We start from the raw sequence: 16,446 nt of genomic DNA, 5'->3' as shown, positions 1-16,446 counted from the left end.
TTACTCTCCGTAACTCATTCGCCTGAGCGGGGGACTATTACAACCGCTTCATTTTTGCGCCAACGCCCCCAGAGACGATGACCAATGGCGGAATACATCGCGCCCGCAACCACGACAAACGCACCGAGATAACCCAACAGGTTGAGCATCGGCTTGACGAAGACATCGGGCCAGGCCATTGATAACAAATCTGAAAATAACAGCGTAAACAGCGGGGTAAGCGTGATTAAGGCGCTCACCTGTGCTGCCTGCCAGCGCGCCATGGCTTCAGCCAGAGCGCCATAACCGACCAGCGTATTCAGCCCACAAAAAATGAGGCACGCCAGTTGCCAGTCGCTGAGCTGGGTAATTACACCCGGCTTCGCTAAAGGCAATAATGCCAGTGTACACAAAGTGTACAGCAAAAAGAGGATCTGCTGTGAGGCAAGACGGCGCAATAACACCTTTTGCGCGACGCCATAACTCACCCAGACCGTTGCTGCACCCACCCCAAAAATGACACCCCAGGTGTAATCCGTCAGGCGGGTAAAAATCTCAATCAGGCTGGTATTAAAGAACATCACCAGCCCGCAAAGCAGCATGCTTGCCCCGATGATCTGCGTGCCGCGCATCTTCTCCTTGAGGATGAATACGCTGGCGACCATCATGCCGACCGGTGAAAGCTGACCAATCACCTGCGACGCTGTAGGGCTAAGATATTGCAGGGAAGAGCTGAACAGAATGAAGTTACCGAACAGACCGCCCGTCGCGATAGCCAGTAACACCAGCCAACGCGGTTTTCGGAAGATGCGCAGCGGTGGCAGCTTACCTTTGACGGCCAGAATGGCGCCCAGGCCTATGCTTGCCATCAGGAAGCGATAAAACACCACCGTCGGTGGCTCCATGACTTCCAGTACCTGCTTCATTGCAATTGGCAGCGCACCCCAGCACATTGCGGTAGTGAGCGCCAAAAGAATACCAATGCCGGCCTGCTGCTTCATGCCCGTTTTCCCTACAGAAAATTTTCCGGGTTTCCAATGTAAAAAGCCCCGCAACACGTTGCGGGGCTTTAATCCGTTACCGGACCGAGAAAACCTTACTCAGCAACGATGCTGATGTATTTACGGTTGTTCGGGCCTTTAACTTCAAATTTCACTTTACCGTCTGCTTTAGCAAACAGAGTGTGGTCACGACCGCAACCTACGTTGGTACCCGCGTGGAACTTGGTGCCACGCTGACGAACGATGATGCTACCCGCCAGAACGGATTCGCCACCGAAACGCTTAACGCCCAGGCGTTTAGCTTCTGAATCGCGACCGTTACGTGTGGAGCCGCCAGCCTTTTTATGTGCCATTTAAATCTCTCCTCAGGTCTTAGGCGCTGATGCCAGTAATTTTCACATCAGTGAACCACTGACGGTGGCCCTGCTGCTTACGATAGTGTTTACGACGACGAAACTTAACGATTTTAACTTTCTCGCCACGACCGTGAGCAACAACTTCAGCTTTGATAACGCCGCCATCAACGAAAGGAACGCCGATTTTGACTTCTTCACCGTTTGCGATCATCAGAACTTCAGCGAACTCAACAGATTCGCCAGTTGCGATGTCCAGCTTTTCCAGGCGAACGGTCTGACCTTCGCTTACTCGGTGTTGTTTACCACCACTTTGGAAAACCGCGTACATATAAACTCCGCTTCCGCGCACATCCTCGTATGATTCAGAGTGCGCTATAAATATTCACAATAGGGCGCGAATATTACGCAAAACGCGAGCCTTTGACAAGTGCTACCATCAATACATGAAGAAAAAAAACACAACACGTACGGTAACGTTTATCTGAGCCGTTTTTTCAGTACAATCAGCAATACTATTTATAAACCGAAACCCTTTGTGTACCCATCTCGTGTGGGATAAACAGGATAAAAAGCCCGGCTTTTGCGATGAATTTAAAAAAAATCAATGAGTTAACCGCGCAAGATATGGCGGGTGTGAATGCAGCAATCCTGGAGCAACTCAACTCTGACGTTCAGCTGATCAATCAGTTGGGCTATTACATCGTCAGCGGGGGCGGTAAACGTATTCGTCCGATGATTGCCATTCTGGCCGCACGCGCGGTTGGCTATCAGGGAAATGCCCACGTCACGATCGCGGCGCTGATCGAATTTATCCACACCGCCACCCTGCTTCACGACGATGTTGTGGATGAATCAGACATGCGTCGTGGTAAAGCCACCGCCAACGCCGCGTTTGGTAATGCGGCAAGCGTTCTGGTAGGCGATTTTATCTATACCCGCGCCTTCCAGATGATGACCAGCCTTGGCTCGCTGAAGGTGCTGGAAGTGATGTCAGAAGCCGTGAACGTTATCGCTGAAGGTGAAGTCCTACAGCTGATGAACGTCAACGACCCGGACATCACCGAAGAAAACTATATGCGGGTGATTTACAGCAAGACCGCACGTCTGTTCGAAGCCGCCGCGCAATGCTCCGGCATTCTGGCAGGCTGTAGCGAAGCTCAGGAAAAGGGCCTTCAGGACTATGGCCGTTACCTCGGCACCGCGTTCCAGCTGATTGATGATTTGCTGGACTACAGCGCGGATGGCGAAACGCTCGGTAAAAACGTCGGCGATGACCTGAACGAAGGCAAGCCAACGCTGCCGCTGCTCCACGCGATGCGCAATGGCACACCAGAGCAGGCGAAAATGATCCGGGAGGCTATCGAGCAGGAAAATGGACGCCATCTTCTGGAACCGGTACTGGAAACAATGGCTATCTGCGGCTCCCTGGAATGGACGCGTCAGCGCGCTGAAGAAGAAGCGGACAAAGCCATCGCCGCCATTCAGGTCATTCCCGACAGCCCATGGCGTGATGCGCTAATCGGCCTCGCGCACATCGCCGTCCAGCGCGACCGATAATCCCCTCCTCATCTCCCTGCGCCCACGCAGGGAGATTCCAGTACACACCAATAAATTACATTTCCGCGTAAGCCCATCGGGTTACAGGCCGCATGTATAAAGCCGTGCCTTATTCTGAATATTGCTTCTCGTAACATGAACTTTTTAGAACACATGTTCGAAGTGAGTATAGTAATGCTGTCTTTTCACACGAAACGACGTGGACGATAACGAACACAAGGACAGCATTATGGATACAAAATTCATCGACTGGCATTCTGCTGACATTATTGCGGCACTGCGTAAAAAAGGAACATCGCTGGCTGCCGAATCACGTCGTCATGGGCTAAGCTCGTCGACGCTGGCAAACGCCCTGACCCGCCCATGGCCGAAGGGGGAACTGATTATCGCGACGGCGCTGGATACGCATCCGTGGGTGATATGGCCGTCACGCTACCACGATCCTATTACCCATGAATTTATCGACAGAACGCGCATGATGCGCCAGGGCAAAACGAAGAAAGCACATCAGGACTGATGCACCAGGATTGACAGGAACAGCAATCCCCCGGCCTGTTGTGGCAGGGGGGTGCCGGAACGATTACTCGCCCTTCACACGCTCGATATTTGCACCCAGCGCGCGCAGTTTGTCCTCAATACGCTCGTAACCACGATCGATGTGGTAGATACGATCGACAACGGTAGTCCCTTCCGCAATACAACCTGCCAGCACGAGGCTCGCAGACGCGCGCAGATCGGTCGCCATCACCTGCGCACCGGACAGTTTTTCAACGCCGTGGCAAATTACCGTGTTGCTTTCAATCTCAGCATGCGCACCCATACGGATCAGTTCCGGTACGTGCATGAAACGGTTTTCGAAGATAGTTTCCGTGATGAAGCCCGTGCCTTCGGCCACCAGGTTCAACAGCGTGAACTGTGCCTGCATATCCGTCGGGAATGCCGGATGTGGCGCAGTACGCACGTTAACGGCTTTAGGACGCTGCCCGTGCATATCGAGGCTGATCCAGTCTTCACCGATTTCAATGTCCGCACCCGCATCGCGCAGCTTCGCCAGCACCGCATCCAGGGTATCCGGCTGGGCGTTACGGCAGACAATCTTACCGCCAGAAATGGCTGCGGCCACCAGGAAAGTACCGGTTTCGATACGGTCCGGCAGAACGCGGTACACACCGCCACCCAGACGTTCAACGCCTTCGATGGTGATACGGTCTGTGCCCTGCCCGCTGATCTTCGCCCCCAGCGCGACCAGGAAGTTCGCGGTATCCACGATCTCCGGCTCACGGGCGGCGTTTTCGATGATGGTAGTGCCTTCTGCCAGCGTAGCAGCCGACATGATGGTGACTGTTGCGCCCACGCTCACTTTGTCCATGACAATGTGCGCGCCTTTCAGACGACCATTGACGGACGCTTTAACGTAACCCTCTTCCAGCTTGATCTCCGCGCCGAGTTTTTCCAGGCCGAAGATATGCAGGTCAACGGGACGCGCGCCGATAGCGCATCCGCCCGGCAGTGAAACCTGTCCCTGACCGAAACGCGCCACCAGCGGACCAAGCGCCCAGATGGAAGCACGCATGGTTTTCACCAGCTCATACGGCGCTGAGAAGTTGTTCACGTTGCTGGCATCGATCCAGACGGAACCGTTACGCTCCACTTTGGTGCCCAACTGGCCGAGCAACTTCATGGTCGTGTCGATATCTTTCAGCTTCGGTACGTTCTGGATCTCTACCGGCTCTTCTGCGAGCAGCGCAGCGAAAAGAATGGGCAGCGCGGCGTTTTTAGCGCCAGAAATTGTGACTTCGCCCTGGAGACGCGTGGGTCCCTGTACACGAAATTTATCCATCGTTTGCTCTCTTATAAATTCAACCGTGCTGCGGGCGTTCCGCCCTCAGCTCAAAAACCGTTTAGTTTGCGATCGCGTGCCCACTCCTGTGGGGTGAACGCTTTAATCGACAGGGCGTGGATGCGGTTATCCGCAATGTATTCCATCAGCGGCGCGTACACAGCCTGCTGTTTCTTCACGCGACTCATTCCGTCGAACATCTCACCCACAGCAATAACCTGGAAGTGACTGCCATCGCCAGAGACGTGGGCTTCCTGAAGGGAGAGTGCATTCATCAGCACAGTCTGGATTTCATTATTTTCCATGGGGTCTACATCATCTGATAGTGAAAACAAGCTCAACATCTTAGAGCAAAGTGGCGCGGTCTTAAACAAGCAAAAAGCCCCGACGCGTAAACTGTCGGGGCTTTCAGAAGTAACGTACTGAAAAAATTAGCGAGGTAATACGTCTTCGGGCAAATTGTAAAGCTGTGCAAGGGTAATCACGTTATCGCTTACCCCCGTCAGGGTAACGCTGCTCCCCTGCTTTTTGCCCGTGGCCACCAGGTGCGCCAGCAGGGCGATACCGGCGGTATCTACCCGCGTAACGCCATGGAGATCAATCAGCGTCACGCCCTGCATCGCGTTATGGCGAGCGTCCCACAGCGGGTTAAGCAGATCCTGATCCAGCTCTCCCGTCAGCGTCAACGTCTCGCCGTCACGCGCCCAGCTAAGCTGCTGTGACATTACTTCTTCTCGTCCAGGGTAATTTTCTGACGAGAGATGGACTGAAGCTGAGCCGTCAGGCCATCGATGCCTTTAGTGCGCAGCAGATCGCTCCACTCGTTCTGTTTAGTGGTGATCATGCTGACGCCTTCAGCGATCATGTCGTACGCCTGCCAGTTTCCGGTCTGGCTGTTTTTACGCCACTGGAAGTCCAGACGAACCGGTGGACGACCGTTTGGATCGATAATCGTCACGCGAATAGGAATGATAGTGGCATCGCCCAGCGGCTGTTCAGGGGCAATCTGATAGGTCTGCCCGTGGTACATCGCCAGCGCCTGGCCGTAAGCCTGTTTCAGGTATTCACGGAACGCCGCAAAGTAAGCCTCGCGCTGCGCCGGGGTCGCGTCTTTGTAGTAACGGCCCAGCACCAGTGCGCCCGCATACTTGATCTGCACATACGGCAGCAGTTCCTGATCCACCACATCACGCAGATAATCCGGGTTAGAACGGATTTTTGGCTGTTCGTTTTTAAGACGGTCGAAGGTTTTCTTCGCGGCCTCATTCATCAGTTTGTACGGGTTACTCTGATCCGCAGCGTGCGCCGCGGTAAGAGGGGCAATGACCAGCATGGCAACCATTAACAGTCGTTTAAACATGAATAACTTCTCCTGAAATTAATTCGTCGCGCCTGGCGTCGGTTCGACGTTGGTGTGGTCTTCACTCTGCGCAGGGGCATCGTCAGACTTTTTATCATCCCCTTTACTGTTGTAAAGGAACTGACCAATCATATCTTCCAGCACCATCGCTGACTTGGTATCCTGGATTACGCTACCGTCTTTAAGGATAGTCGTTCCCAGCTCAGGATCTTCAAAACCAACGTTAAGGGCCAGATATTGCTCCCCCAGCAGGCCAGAGGTGCGGATAGAAAGCGAGCTGGTGTCCGGAATGTGGTTATAGCGCTCTTCGATATCCATCGCGACGCGCGGCAGATAGGTTTTCTCATCAAGCGTAATGTCAGCGACACGTCCGATAACGACGCCACCAATACGCACCGGTGAGCGCGCTTTCAGGCCGCCGATGTTATCGAAAGTCGCGTAGACACGATACGTCGGCTCGGCGCGAACAGAGGTGATGTCCGCCGCTCGCAGGCAGATGAACAGCGCGGCCAGCAGCGCCAGAAGCAGAAACACGCCAACCCAAATTTCATTTTTTCTCGTTTGCATGAACTCAATTCCCAAACATCAGTGCGGTGAGCACAAAATCCAGACCTAAAACGGCCAGCGACGAATGTACGACAGTACGCGTCGTTGCACGGCTAATGCCCGCCGACGTCGGAATGGCATCGTAACCATTAAACAACGCAATCCAGGTAACCGTCACAGCGAAAACCACGCTCTTGATCAGACAGTTCACCAGATCCATCCGCAGATCGATGGCGTCCTGCATGGCAGACCAGAAGAATCCGGCATCAATGCCTTTCCAGTTAACGCCAACCAGCGCGCCTCCCCAGATACCTACCGCCACAAAGAGGATAGTCAGTAACGGCAAGGAGATAACCCCGGCCCAGAAGCGCGGCGAGATTACCCGGCGCAGCGGATCGACTGCCATCATCTCCATACTGGAGAGCTGCTCGGTGGCGCGCATCAGGCCAATTTCCGCCGTCAACGCTGACCCGGCACGCCCGGCGAACAGCAGCGCGGCAACCACCGGCCCGAGTTCACGCAGCAGCGAGAGCGCCACCAGCATGCCAAGGCTGGTTTCCGCGCTGTAGGTTGTCAGCACCAGATACCCCTGCAACCCCAGCACCATGCCAATAAACAGACCCGACACGATGATGATAAGCATCGACAGCACGCCGACGTTATAAAGCTGCCGTACCAATAACGGCGCATGCTTGCGGAACTCCGGTTTGCCGACCAGCGCGTTGAACAACATTAATCCGGCACGCCCGAACGTACTGATGGTTTTTAGGCCACGGTGTCCAAGACCCGCCAACGCATTTAACAGCATGAGTGGCTTAACTCCCTATTCCGAGTAAATCGTCATGATAGTCGCCCGCCGGATAGCGGAAAGGCACCGGCCCATCTGCGATACCGTCCAGGAACTGCCGCACGCGCGGATCGCCATTCTCCTGCAACGCCTGCGCGCTGCCGTGGGCGACGATCTTTTTGTCAGCCACAATATAGGCGTAATCAGCGATACTCAGCACTTCCGGCACGTCGTGGGAAACCACCACGCAGGTGACGCCAAGGGCGCTGTTCAGCTCCGAAATTAACTTCACCAGCACGCCCATGGTGATGGGGTCCTGCCCGACGAACGGTTCATCGAACATGATTAAATCGGGTTCCAGGGCAATAGCACGCGCCAGCGCGGCGCGGCGCGCCATCCCACCCGAGAGTTCGGACGGCATGAGTTTCGCAGCCCCCCGCAGCCCCACGGCTTCAAGCTTCATCATCACCGTACTGTGCAACAGCTCAGGAGGAAGATGGGTGTGCTCACGCAACGGATAGGCCACGTTGTCAAAAACGTTCATATCCGTGAACAGCGCGCCCGACTGAAAGAGCATGCTCATCCGTTTGCGAACCGTGTAGAGGCGCGAGCGAGACATCGCCGGGACATTTTCGCCGTCGAAGAGAATTTCGCCGCTGTCAGGGGGGATTTGCCCGCCGATAAGACGCAGCAACGTGGTTTTACCGATCCCTGACGGCCCCATGATGGCGGTGATTTTACCGCGCGGCACGGTCAGCGAAATATCATCAAATATTAACCGGTTGCCGCGAGAAAAACTGACGCCCCGGACATCGACTATATTCGCCATCGTTTGGCTCATTTATGGTTCCTTACTTACCTTGCTTCACGGCTGGCATGAAGCGTAAATCAGCCCTAAACCCCGCATTTTTACAGAATATTCACTATTGGGGTTAGCGAAAGCTGGCATTTGTTTTACTTTTCCGGCGCATAAAGTCAAAATTAGGAATTCGTTACGTCTCAGACTTCATCTGGCGCCAACATTCGTGCGCAGTGGACCAGCGAGTATACCTGAAGAAAGGACTTTTGATGCTTTTAGCAACAGCACTGTTAATAATTGGTTTACTGTTGGTGGTCTACAGTGCTGACCGTTTGGTCTTTGCCGCATCCATTCTCTGTCGACTCATTGGCATGCCGCCCATCATTATCGGCATGACGGTGGTCAGTGTAGGCACATCGCTTCCTGAAATCATCGTTTCTGTTTCAGCCTCGCTGCATGGGCAGGTCGACCTCGCTATCGGCACCGCGATTGGCTCTAACATCGTCAATATCTTACTGATTTTAGGCTTAGCCGCATTACTGCATCCATTTCGCGTGCATTCTGATGTTTTGCGCCGGGAATTGCCGTTAATGTTAGTCGTCAGTCTGCTGGCAGGCTACGTACTTTATGACGGGGTGCTGAGCGTCGGTGACGGTATATTCCTGCTCGCCCTGGCCGTGATCTGGTTGCTTTACAGCGTGAAGATCGCACGTCTGGCGGAAAAACAGGGTAACGATAGCCTCACGCGTGAGCATCTCGCCGAGCTGCCCCGGGAAGGAACCTTACCCGTCGCCCTGCTGTGGTTGGGCGTCGCGCTAATCATCATGCCAATGGCCACGCGGATGGTGGTCGATAACGCGACGGTGCTGGCGAACGCGTTTGCGATGAGCGAACTGACAATCGGTCTGACGGTAATCGCCATCGGCACCAGCCTGCCAGAGCTGGCCACCGCCATCGCCGGGGCGCGTAAAGGGGAAGATGATATCGCCATCGGCAATATCATCGGCTCGAATATTTTCAATATCGCAATCGTGACGGGGCTGCCGGCGCTAATCTCGCCGGGGCCGTTTAACCCTATGGTTTTCACGCGCGATTACGGTGTGATGCTGCTGGTCAGCGTGATTTTCGCCCTGCTCTGCTGGCGGCGAAAAGAGCAGATCGGCAAAGGCGCAGGCGCGCTGCTGACGGGTGGATTTATCGTATGGCTGGCGATGCTGTACTGGCTTTCGCCTCTTCTCTCTGGGTAAACGGAAACGCATTATGTCGCAAATAGAATTGCAGCCGGGTTTTGACTTTCAGAAAGCAGGCAAAGACGTTCTGGAGATTGAACGTGAAGGTCTGGCGCAGTTAGATCAGTACATTAATCAGGATTTTAGTCTGGCCTGTGAGAAGATGTTCTACTGTGCCGGCAAAGTCGTGGTGATGGGGATGGGCAAATCCGGCCATATCGGACGCAAAATGGCGGCGACCTTTGCCAGTACCGGCACGTCGTCATTCTTCGTTCATCCCGGTGAAGCCGCGCACGGTGACCTCGGCATGGTTACGCCGCAGGACGTGGTTATTGCGCTGTCCAACTCCGGGGAATCGAATGAAATCCTGGCGTTGATCCCGGTACTGAAGCGTCTGCACGTACCGCTGATTTGCATGACCAGCCGACCGGAAAGCAGCATGGCGCGTGCGGCGGATATTCACCTGTGCGTGAAAGTGCCTAAAGAAGCCTGTCCGCTGGGGCTGGCGCCGACCTCCAGCACAACCGCCGCGCTGGTGATGGGCGATGCCCTTGCCGTTGCGCTGCTGGAAGCCCGCGGTTTTACGCCTGAAGATTTTGCCCTGTCTCATCCCGGCGGCGCGCTCGGGCGCAAACTGCTGCTGCGGGTTAACGATATTATGCACACCGGAGATGAGATCCCGCACGTGAGCAAAGAGGCCTCTTTGCGCGACGCGTTACTGGAGATCACCCGTAAAAACCTGGGCATGACGGTTATCTGCGACGATCTGATGAAGATTCAGGGCATTTTCACCGACGGCGACCTGCGCCGGGTATTCGATATGGGTGTGGATGTCCGAACGCTGGGCATTGCTGATGTGATGACGCCAGGCGGGATCCGCGTCCGTCCGGGCACGCTGGCGGTAGATGTGCTGAACCTGATGCAGTCCCGTCATATTACCTCAGTGATGGTTGCCGATGGCGACCAACTGCTGGGTGTGGTACATATGCATGATCTGCTGCGCGCTGGCGTAGTGTAATGAAGGATAAGACAATGAGTAATGCGGGTGCATCCCTTGCAACCTGTTATGGCCCGGTGAGCGCCCACATGATGGCAAAGGCGGAAAATATCCGCCTGTTGATCCTCGATGTGGATGGTGTGCTCTCCGACGGTCTGATTTATATGGGCAATAACGGCGAAGAGCTGAAAGCCTTTAACGTTCGCGACGGTTACGGTATCCGCTGTGCGCTCACGTCCGGAATTGAAGTTGCAATCATCACCGGGCGGAAAGCTAAACTGGTAGAAGATCGGTGTGAAACGCTGGGCATTACCCATCTCTATCAGGGGCAGTCTGATAAGATGGTAGCTTTCCGGGATCTGCTGGGAAAACTGGCCATTGCACCAGAGAATGTGGCATACGTCGGGGATGATTTGATCGACTGGCCAGTGATGGCGGAGGTGGGTCTGAGCATCGCCGTGGCTGACGCGCACCCGCTGCTGATCCCGCGTGCTGATTACGTTACCCATATTCACGGTGGCCGCGGCGCCGTCCGTGAAGTCTGCGATCTGCTTCTGCTGTCGCAGGGCAAGCTTGATGAGGCGAAAGGGCAATCGATATGAGTAAAACCAGACGTTGGGTTATCATTCTGCTTGCGCTTGTCGCCCTGGTACTGATTGGCGTCAACCTCGCTGACCGCGATGATACGCAAGCGGAAGTGGTTAACACGAGCGACCCGACCTATAAAAGCGATCACAGCGACACCGTGGTCTATAGCCCGGAAGGCGCGCTGAACTATCGCCTCGTTGCTCAGCATGTAGAATATTTTTCAGATGACGGTACCTCGTGGTTTACCCAACCGGTCATGACCACCTTTGATACGGACAAAGTGCCGACGTGGTCTATCAAGTCTGACCGGGCAAAACTGACAAATGACCGTATGCTTTACCTGTATGGTCACGTTGAAGTCAACGCCCTGACCGCTGACGCGCAACTGAGAAAAATTACGACGGATAACGCCCAGATCAACCTGGTCACCCAGGATGTCACGTCGCAGGATTTAGTCACCCTGTATGGCACAACATTTAATTCCAGCGGTTTAAGAATGCGCGGGAACTTACGCAGCAAAAACGCCGAGCTGATTGAAAAGGTTAGAACCTCCTATGAAATTCAAAACAAACAAACTCAGCCTTAAAGTTGTTATCGCCAGCGCGCTGCTGGCGGCCAGTCTTCCCGCGCTTGCTGTGACTGGCGACACCGAACAGCCGATTCATATTGAATCCGATACCCAGTCTCTGGATATGCAGGGTAACGTCGTCACCTTTACCGGCAACGTCGTCATGACCCAGGGCACCATTAAAATCAACGCCGACAAAGTGGTCGTTACCCGTCCGGGCGGCGAGCAGGGCAAAGAGATTATCGATGGTTATGGCAACCCGGCCACCTTCTACCAGATGCAGGACAACGGCAAGCCGGTGAAAGGCCATGCCTCGCATATGCACTATGAACTGGCGAAGGATCTGGTCATCCTGACCGGTAATGCTTACCTGGAACAGCTGGACAGCAACATCAAAGGCGACAAGATCACCTATCTGGTGAAAGAGCAGAAAATGCAGGCCTCCAGCGAAAAAGGCAAACGCGTCACGACCGTGCTTGTGCCTTCGCAGTTGCAGGACAAGAACAACGGTCAGGCTCCGGCACAGAAAAAGAGTAACTAATTCGTTATGGCAACTTTAACTGCAAAAAACCTCGCGAAAGCGTATAAGGGCCGCCGCGTCGTCGAAGATGTCAGTCTGACCGTCAACTCCGGCGAAATCGTGGGTTTGCTTGGCCCTAACGGGGCGGGTAAAACCACGACCTTCTACATGGTGGTGGGCATCGTCCCGCGTGACGCCGGCAACATCATCATCGATGATGAAGATATCAGCCTGCTGCCGCTTCATGCCCGCGCGCGTCGTGGCATCGGCTATTTGCCGCAGGAAGCGTCTATTTTCCGCCGCTTAAGCGTGTTCGACAACCTGATGGCCGTGCTCCAGATCCGTGACGATCTGACCAGCGAGCAGCGCACTGACCGTGCGAACGAGCTGATGGAAGAGTTTCATATCGAACATCTGCGTGACAGCCTCGGCCAGGCGCTGTCCGGTGGTGAACGCCGCCGCGTTGAGATTGCGCGCGCGCTGGCAGCAAACCCAAAATTCATCCTGCTGGATGAACCGTTTGCGGGCGTTGACCCCATCTCCGTTATCGATATCAAACGTATCATTGAGCACCTGCGCGACAGCGGGCTTGGCGTACTGATCACGGACCACAACGTTCGTGAAACGCTGGCCGTGTGTGAGCGCGCCTACATAGTGAGCCAGGGCCATCTGATTGCCCACGGTACGCCGCAGCAAATCCTCGAAGATGAGCATGTTAAGCGCGTGTACCTTGGGGAAGACTTCAGACTCTGATAGGGTAGAGGTTAAGTCACGCCGAACCGGAGAAAAACGCTCTGAACATGAAGCAAGGTTTGCAATTACGGCTCAGCCAGCAACTGGCCATGACGCCGCAGCTACAGCAGGCAATCCGTCTGTTGCAGCTGTCCACGTTAGAACTCCAGCAGGAGCTCCAGCAGGCGCTGGACAGCAATCCGCTGCTGGAGCAAACCGATCTTCATGACGAGGTAGACGCCCAGCAGACGCAGGACACAGAAACGCTCGACTCCGTAGATGCGCTTGAACAGAAAGAGATGCCGGACGAACTGCCGCTGGATGCCAGCTGGGACGAAATCTACACCGCGGGTACCCCTTCCGGGACGCGCGCAGACTACCAGGACGATGAACTCCCGGTCTACCAGGGCGAAACCACCCAGTCGCTTCAGGACTACCTGATGTGGCAGGTAGAGCTGACCCCTTTCTCCGATACCGATCGCGCCATTGCCACCTCGATTGTCGATGCCGTTGACGACACGGGCTATTTGACCGTGACGCTGGACGAGATTCTGGAAAGCATCGGCGATGACGAGATTGAACTGGAAGAGATCGAAGCCGTCCTGAAACGCGTTCAGCGTTTCGACCCGATTGGCGTCGCCGCGAAAGATCTGCGCGACTGCCTTCTGATCCAGCTTTCGCAGTTTGCCAAAGAGACACCGTGGATTGACGAAGCCCGGCTCATCATCAGCGATCATCTGGATCTCCTGGCGAATCACGACTTCCGCACCCTGATGCGCGTCACACGCCTGAAAGAAGAGGTGCTGAAGGAAGCGGTGAATCTGATCCAGTCGCTCGATCCGCGTCCGGGGCAGTCGATCCAGACCAGCGAACCGGAATATGTCATCCCCGATGTGCTGGTGAGAAAACACAATGGCCGGTGGGTCGTTGAACTGAACGCCGACAGCATTCCTCGCCTGCAAATCAACCAGCAATACGCCTCCATGTGCACCAGCGCCCGTAACGACGCTGATAATCAATACATTCGCAGCAACCTTCAGGAAGCACGCTGGTTGATCAAGAGCCTGGAGAGCCGTAATGACACGCTGCTGCGCGTCAGCCGCTGTATTGTCGAACAGCAGCAGGCGTTCTTTGAGCAGGGCGAAGAGTTTATGAAACCGATGGTGCTGGCGGACATCGCCCAGGCCGTCGAGATGCATGAATCAACCATTTCCCGCGTGACCACGCAGAAATATCTGCACAGCCCACGCGGTATTTTTGAGCTTAAGTATTTCTTCTCCAGCCACGTGAACACCGAAGGCGGCGGCGAGGCCTCGTCAACGGCTATTCGCGCACTGGTGAAGAAGTTGATCGCCGCGGAGAACCCCGCGAAGCCACTCAGTGACAGTAAGTTAACCACCATGCTGTCCGATCAGGGTATTATGGTGGCACGTCGTACTGTCGCGAAGTATCGAGAGTCTTTATCCATTCCGCCGTCTAACCAGCGTAAACAACTGGTTTGACACAACCGATAAGGAAGACACTATGCAGCTCAATATCACCGGACATAACGTCGAGATTACTGAGGCTTTACGCGATTTTGTAAACACTAAGTTTGCGAAACTCGAGCAGTATTTCGAGAGGATCAACCAGGTCTATGTTGTGTTGAAAGTGGAGAAAGTGACGCATATCTCGGATGCGACCCTGCACGTCAACGGAGGGGAACTCCATGCCAGTGCGGAAGGGCAAGACATGTACGCGGCTATCGACGGCTTGATTGATAAGCTTGCGAGACAGCTCAATAAACATAAAGATAAACTGAAACAACACTAATTGTCCGGGCAGTTAACGGGTGCAGGACGGCCTGTTGTGAAACACAACAGGCCATTTGTACAGTTAGCGCTTAGGTGAAATTATGATAAACAACGATTCCGCTCTTCAACTGAGCAATGTCCTTAACCAGGATTGTACCCGCAGTGGCGTTCACTGCCAGAGCAAAAAACGTGCGCTGGAAATCATCAGTGAGCTGGCCGCAAAACAGCTGGGTCTGCCGCCGCAGATCGTGTTTGAAGCCATTCTGACCCGTGAAAAAATGGGCAGTACCGGCATCGGCAATGGCATTGCGATCCCGCATGGCAAGCTGGAAGAAGATACGCTGCGTGCCGTGGGGGTGTTTGTGCAACTGGAAACGCCTATCGCTTTTGACGCCATCGATAACCAGCCTGTGGATCTGCTTTTCGCGCTGCTGGTTCCTGCCGATCAGACCAAAACCCACCTGCACACGCTGTCGCTGGTTGCCAAACGTCTGGCGGATAAAACCATTTGTCGTCGACTGCGCTCAGCCCAAAGTGATGAAGAGCTTTATCAAATTATCACTGAAGCAGAAGGCAATCAGGATGAGGCATAATCGGGAAAGGGCCTTCAGAACGGCTGCCCTGAGGAGAAACGGAACATGGTGCTGATGATCGTCAGCGGTCGTTCGGGGTCCGGGAAGTCCGTGGCCCTGCGCGCGCTGGAAGACATGGGATTTTACTGTGTAGATAACCTGCCGGTAGTGTTGTTACCCGATCTGGCGCGGACGCTGGCGGACAGGCAAATCTCTGCCGCCGTCAGTATCGACGTGCGTAACATGCCGGAATCGCCGGAAATCTTCGAGCAGGCAATGAACAGCCTGCCGGAATGCTTCTCGCCTCAGCTCTTGTTCCTGGACGCTGACCGCAACACGCTGATCCGTCGCTACAGCGATACACGTCGTTTGCATCCGCTCTCCAGTAAAAATCTTTCGCTGGAAAGCGCCATCGATAAAGAGAGCGATCTGCTTGAGCCGCTGCGTTCCCGGGCCGACCTGATTGTCGACACCTCCGAAATGTCCGTCCACGAGCTGGCGGAAATGCTGCGTACGCGCTTACTCGGCAAGCGCGAGCGCGAACTGACGATGGTGTTTGAATCCTTCGGCTTTAAGCACGGCATACCTATCGATGCGGATTACGTTTTTGATGTGCGTTTCCTGCCGAACCCACACTGGGATCCGAAACTGCGTCCGATGACCGGTCTGGATAAGCCGGTGGCGGCGTTCCTCGACAGACACACAGAAGTACACAATTTTATCTACCAGACGCGAAGCTACCTTGAGCTATGGTTACCTATGCTGGAAACAAACAATCGCAGCTACCTGACGGTGGCGATTGGCTGTACCGGCGGTAAACATCGTTCGGTCTACATTGCCGAACAGCTGGCCGATTACTTCCGCTCACGCGGGAAGAACGTTCAGTCCCGCCATCGCACGCTGGAAAAACGCAAAACATGACCGTAAAACAGACCGTCGAAATCACCAACAAGCTGGGCATGCATGCGCGCCCGGCGATGAAGCTGTTTGAACTGATGCAGGGTTTTGATGCTGAGGTGCTGCTGCGCAACGACGAGGGAACCGAGGCAGAAGCCAACAGCGTGATTGCGCTACTGATGCTGGATTCTGCCAAAGGCCGTCAGATTGAAGTTGAAGCCACCGGCCCGCAGGAAGAAGAAGCGCTGGCGGCAGTGATTGCCCTGTTCAACGCCGGGTTTGACGAAGACTAACGTTCGCCATGTCGGCGGGTAGCGCTGCGCTT

Annotated in this window: 23 protein-coding genes; 13 read left to right on the top strand and 10 right to left on the bottom strand. The window is 54.7% G+C overall.

Going from position 1 to position 16,446, the window contains the following annotated elements; genetic code table 11:
- Positions 1 to 14: 14 nt before the first annotated feature.
- From SK62_RS01970 to rplU, 3 genes are all read right to left on the bottom strand, one after another.
- A complete protein-coding gene (locus SK62_RS01970) occupies positions 15 to 980 on the bottom strand; it encodes a DMT family transporter (protein WP_003861826.1) in 966 nt (321 codons plus the stop codon).
- 95 nt (positions 981 to 1,075) lie between these two features.
- Entirely contained in the window at positions 1,076 to 1,333 is a 258-nt protein-coding gene (gene rpmA / locus SK62_RS01965) for a 50S ribosomal protein L27 (protein ID WP_003861831.1), read from the bottom strand.
- A gap of 19 nt (positions 1,334 to 1,352) precedes the next feature.
- The gene (gene rplU / locus SK62_RS01960) at positions 1,353 to 1,664 is read right to left on the bottom strand and encodes a 50S ribosomal protein L21 (protein ID WP_003025032.1); all 312 of its coding nucleotides are present in this window, start codon (positions 1,662 to 1,664) and stop codon (positions 1,353 to 1,355) included.
- A gap of 257 nt (positions 1,665 to 1,921) precedes the next feature.
- On the opposite strand from rplU, the gene ispB reads away from it, so the two are divergent.
- Together ispB and sfsB are read left to right on the top strand one after the other, a co-directional pair.
- The gene (ispB, locus tag SK62_RS01955) at positions 1,922 to 2,893 is read left to right on the top strand and encodes an octaprenyl diphosphate synthase (protein ID WP_048249273.1); all 972 of its coding nucleotides are present in this window, start codon (positions 1,922 to 1,924) and stop codon (positions 2,891 to 2,893) included.
- Positions 2,894 to 3,122: 229 nt separating this feature from the next.
- The gene (gene sfsB, locus SK62_RS01950) at positions 3,123 to 3,410 is read left to right on the top strand and encodes a DNA-binding transcriptional regulator SfsB (RefSeq protein WP_020480545.1); all 288 of its coding nucleotides are present in this window, start codon (positions 3,123 to 3,125) and stop codon (positions 3,408 to 3,410) included.
- A gap of 63 nt (positions 3,411 to 3,473) precedes the next feature.
- Here sfsB and murA read toward each other — a convergent pair whose 3' ends face one another.
- The 7 genes from murA to mlaF all read right to left on the bottom strand — a co-directional run bounded on the left by murA (position 3,474) and on the right by mlaF (position 8,267).
- Positions 3,474 to 4,733, bottom strand: a complete 1,260-nt coding sequence (gene murA / locus SK62_RS01945; protein ID WP_006812128.1) for a UDP-N-acetylglucosamine 1-carboxyvinyltransferase — start codon at positions 4,731 to 4,733, stop codon at positions 3,474 to 3,476.
- Between the two features lie 50 nt (positions 4,734 to 4,783).
- A complete protein-coding gene (gene ibaG, locus SK62_RS01940) occupies positions 4,784 to 5,038 on the bottom strand; it encodes a BolA family iron metabolism protein IbaG (RefSeq protein WP_003861840.1) in 255 nt (84 codons plus the stop codon).
- Between the two features lie 126 nt (positions 5,039 to 5,164).
- Positions 5,165 to 5,458, bottom strand: a complete 294-nt coding sequence (gene mlaB / locus SK62_RS01935; RefSeq protein ID WP_003861843.1) for a lipid asymmetry maintenance protein MlaB — start codon at positions 5,456 to 5,458, stop codon at positions 5,165 to 5,167.
- Positions 5,458 to 6,093 carry a phospholipid-binding protein MlaC gene (gene mlaC / locus SK62_RS01930; protein ID WP_003861845.1) on the bottom strand — a complete coding sequence of 212 codons (636 nt, stop codon included), beginning with the start codon at positions 6,091 to 6,093 and terminating at the stop codon, positions 5,458 to 5,460. Before mlaC ends, mlaB begins: the two co-directional genes overlap by 1 nt.
- 18 nt (positions 6,094 to 6,111) lie before the next feature.
- Positions 6,112 to 6,660 carry an outer membrane lipid asymmetry maintenance protein MlaD gene (mlaD, locus tag SK62_RS01925; RefSeq protein ID WP_006812131.1) on the bottom strand — a complete coding sequence of 183 codons (549 nt, stop codon included), beginning with the start codon at positions 6,658 to 6,660 and terminating at the stop codon, positions 6,112 to 6,114.
- 4 nt (positions 6,661 to 6,664) lie between these two features.
- Positions 6,665 to 7,447, bottom strand: a complete 783-nt coding sequence (mlaE, locus tag SK62_RS01920) for a lipid asymmetry maintenance ABC transporter permease subunit MlaE (protein ID WP_003861848.1) — start codon at positions 7,445 to 7,447, stop codon at positions 6,665 to 6,667.
- Between the two features lie 7 nt (positions 7,448 to 7,454).
- Entirely contained in the window at positions 7,455 to 8,267 is an 813-nt protein-coding gene (mlaF, locus tag SK62_RS01915; protein ID WP_017382730.1) for a phospholipid ABC transporter ATP-binding protein MlaF, read from the bottom strand.
- Between the two features lie 227 nt (positions 8,268 to 8,494).
- On the opposite strand from mlaF, the gene SK62_RS01910 reads away from it, so the two are divergent.
- From SK62_RS01910 to npr, 11 genes are all read left to right on the top strand, one after another.
- A complete protein-coding gene (locus tag SK62_RS01910) occupies positions 8,495 to 9,472 on the top strand; it encodes a calcium/sodium antiporter (RefSeq protein ID WP_003861852.1) in 978 nt (325 codons plus the stop codon).
- Between the two features lie 13 nt (positions 9,473 to 9,485).
- Positions 9,486 to 10,472, top strand: a complete 987-nt coding sequence (gene kdsD / locus SK62_RS01905) for an arabinose-5-phosphate isomerase KdsD (protein ID WP_003861853.1) — start codon at positions 9,486 to 9,488, stop codon at positions 10,470 to 10,472.
- Positions 10,473 to 10,486: 14 nt separating this feature from the next.
- Positions 10,487 to 11,053, top strand: coding sequence for a 3-deoxy-manno-octulosonate-8-phosphatase KdsC (gene kdsC / locus SK62_RS01900; RefSeq protein ID WP_017693909.1), 567 nt, complete (start codon positions 10,487 to 10,489; stop codon positions 11,051 to 11,053).
- Positions 11,050 to 11,625 (top strand): LPS export ABC transporter periplasmic protein LptC, encoded by a 576-nt coding sequence (gene lptC / locus SK62_RS01895; RefSeq protein WP_015571983.1) that lies wholly within the window; start codon positions 11,050 to 11,052, stop codon positions 11,623 to 11,625. The genes kdsC and lptC overlap by 4 nt, the downstream gene beginning before the upstream one ends.
- Positions 11,594 to 12,148: a lipopolysaccharide ABC transporter substrate-binding protein LptA gene (gene lptA, locus SK62_RS01890; protein WP_006812136.1), complete on the top strand. Its 555-nt coding sequence runs from the start codon at positions 11,594 to 11,596 to the stop codon at positions 12,146 to 12,148. The genes lptC and lptA overlap by 32 nt, the downstream gene beginning before the upstream one ends.
- 6 nt (positions 12,149 to 12,154) lie before the next feature.
- Positions 12,155 to 12,880, top strand: coding sequence for an LPS export ABC transporter ATP-binding protein (gene lptB, locus SK62_RS01885; RefSeq protein WP_003861862.1), 726 nt, complete (start codon positions 12,155 to 12,157; stop codon positions 12,878 to 12,880).
- A gap of 47 nt (positions 12,881 to 12,927) precedes the next feature.
- On the top strand, positions 12,928 to 14,361 hold the full coding sequence (gene rpoN / locus SK62_RS01880; protein ID WP_003861864.1) for an RNA polymerase factor sigma-54: 1,434 nt from the start codon (positions 12,928 to 12,930) through the stop codon (positions 14,359 to 14,361).
- Positions 14,362 to 14,383: 22 nt separating this feature from the next.
- Positions 14,384 to 14,671 carry a ribosome hibernation promoting factor gene (hpf, locus tag SK62_RS01875; RefSeq protein ID WP_003861866.1) on the top strand — a complete coding sequence of 96 codons (288 nt, stop codon included), beginning with the start codon at positions 14,384 to 14,386 and terminating at the stop codon, positions 14,669 to 14,671.
- Positions 14,672 to 14,753: 82 nt separating this feature from the next.
- Entirely contained in the window at positions 14,754 to 15,245 is a 492-nt protein-coding gene (gene ptsN, locus SK62_RS01870; RefSeq protein WP_003861869.1) for a PTS IIA-like nitrogen regulatory protein PtsN, read from the top strand.
- A gap of 45 nt (positions 15,246 to 15,290) precedes the next feature.
- Positions 15,291 to 16,145, top strand: a complete 855-nt coding sequence (gene rapZ, locus SK62_RS01865; protein ID WP_003861870.1) for an RNase adapter RapZ — start codon at positions 15,291 to 15,293, stop codon at positions 16,143 to 16,145.
- Positions 16,142 to 16,414, top strand: coding sequence for a PTS phosphocarrier protein NPr (gene npr / locus SK62_RS01860; protein WP_003861872.1), 273 nt, complete (start codon positions 16,142 to 16,144; stop codon positions 16,412 to 16,414). Before rapZ ends, npr begins: the two co-directional genes overlap by 4 nt.
- Positions 16,415 to 16,446: the final 32 nt, after the last annotated feature.

It is taken from the genome of Enterobacter sp. BIDMC109, assembly GCF_001037885.1.
Lineage (GTDB): Bacteria > Pseudomonadota > Gammaproteobacteria > Enterobacterales > Enterobacteriaceae > Enterobacter > Enterobacter hormaechei_C.
This window is presented reverse-complemented; position numbering and strand designations above follow the sequence as displayed.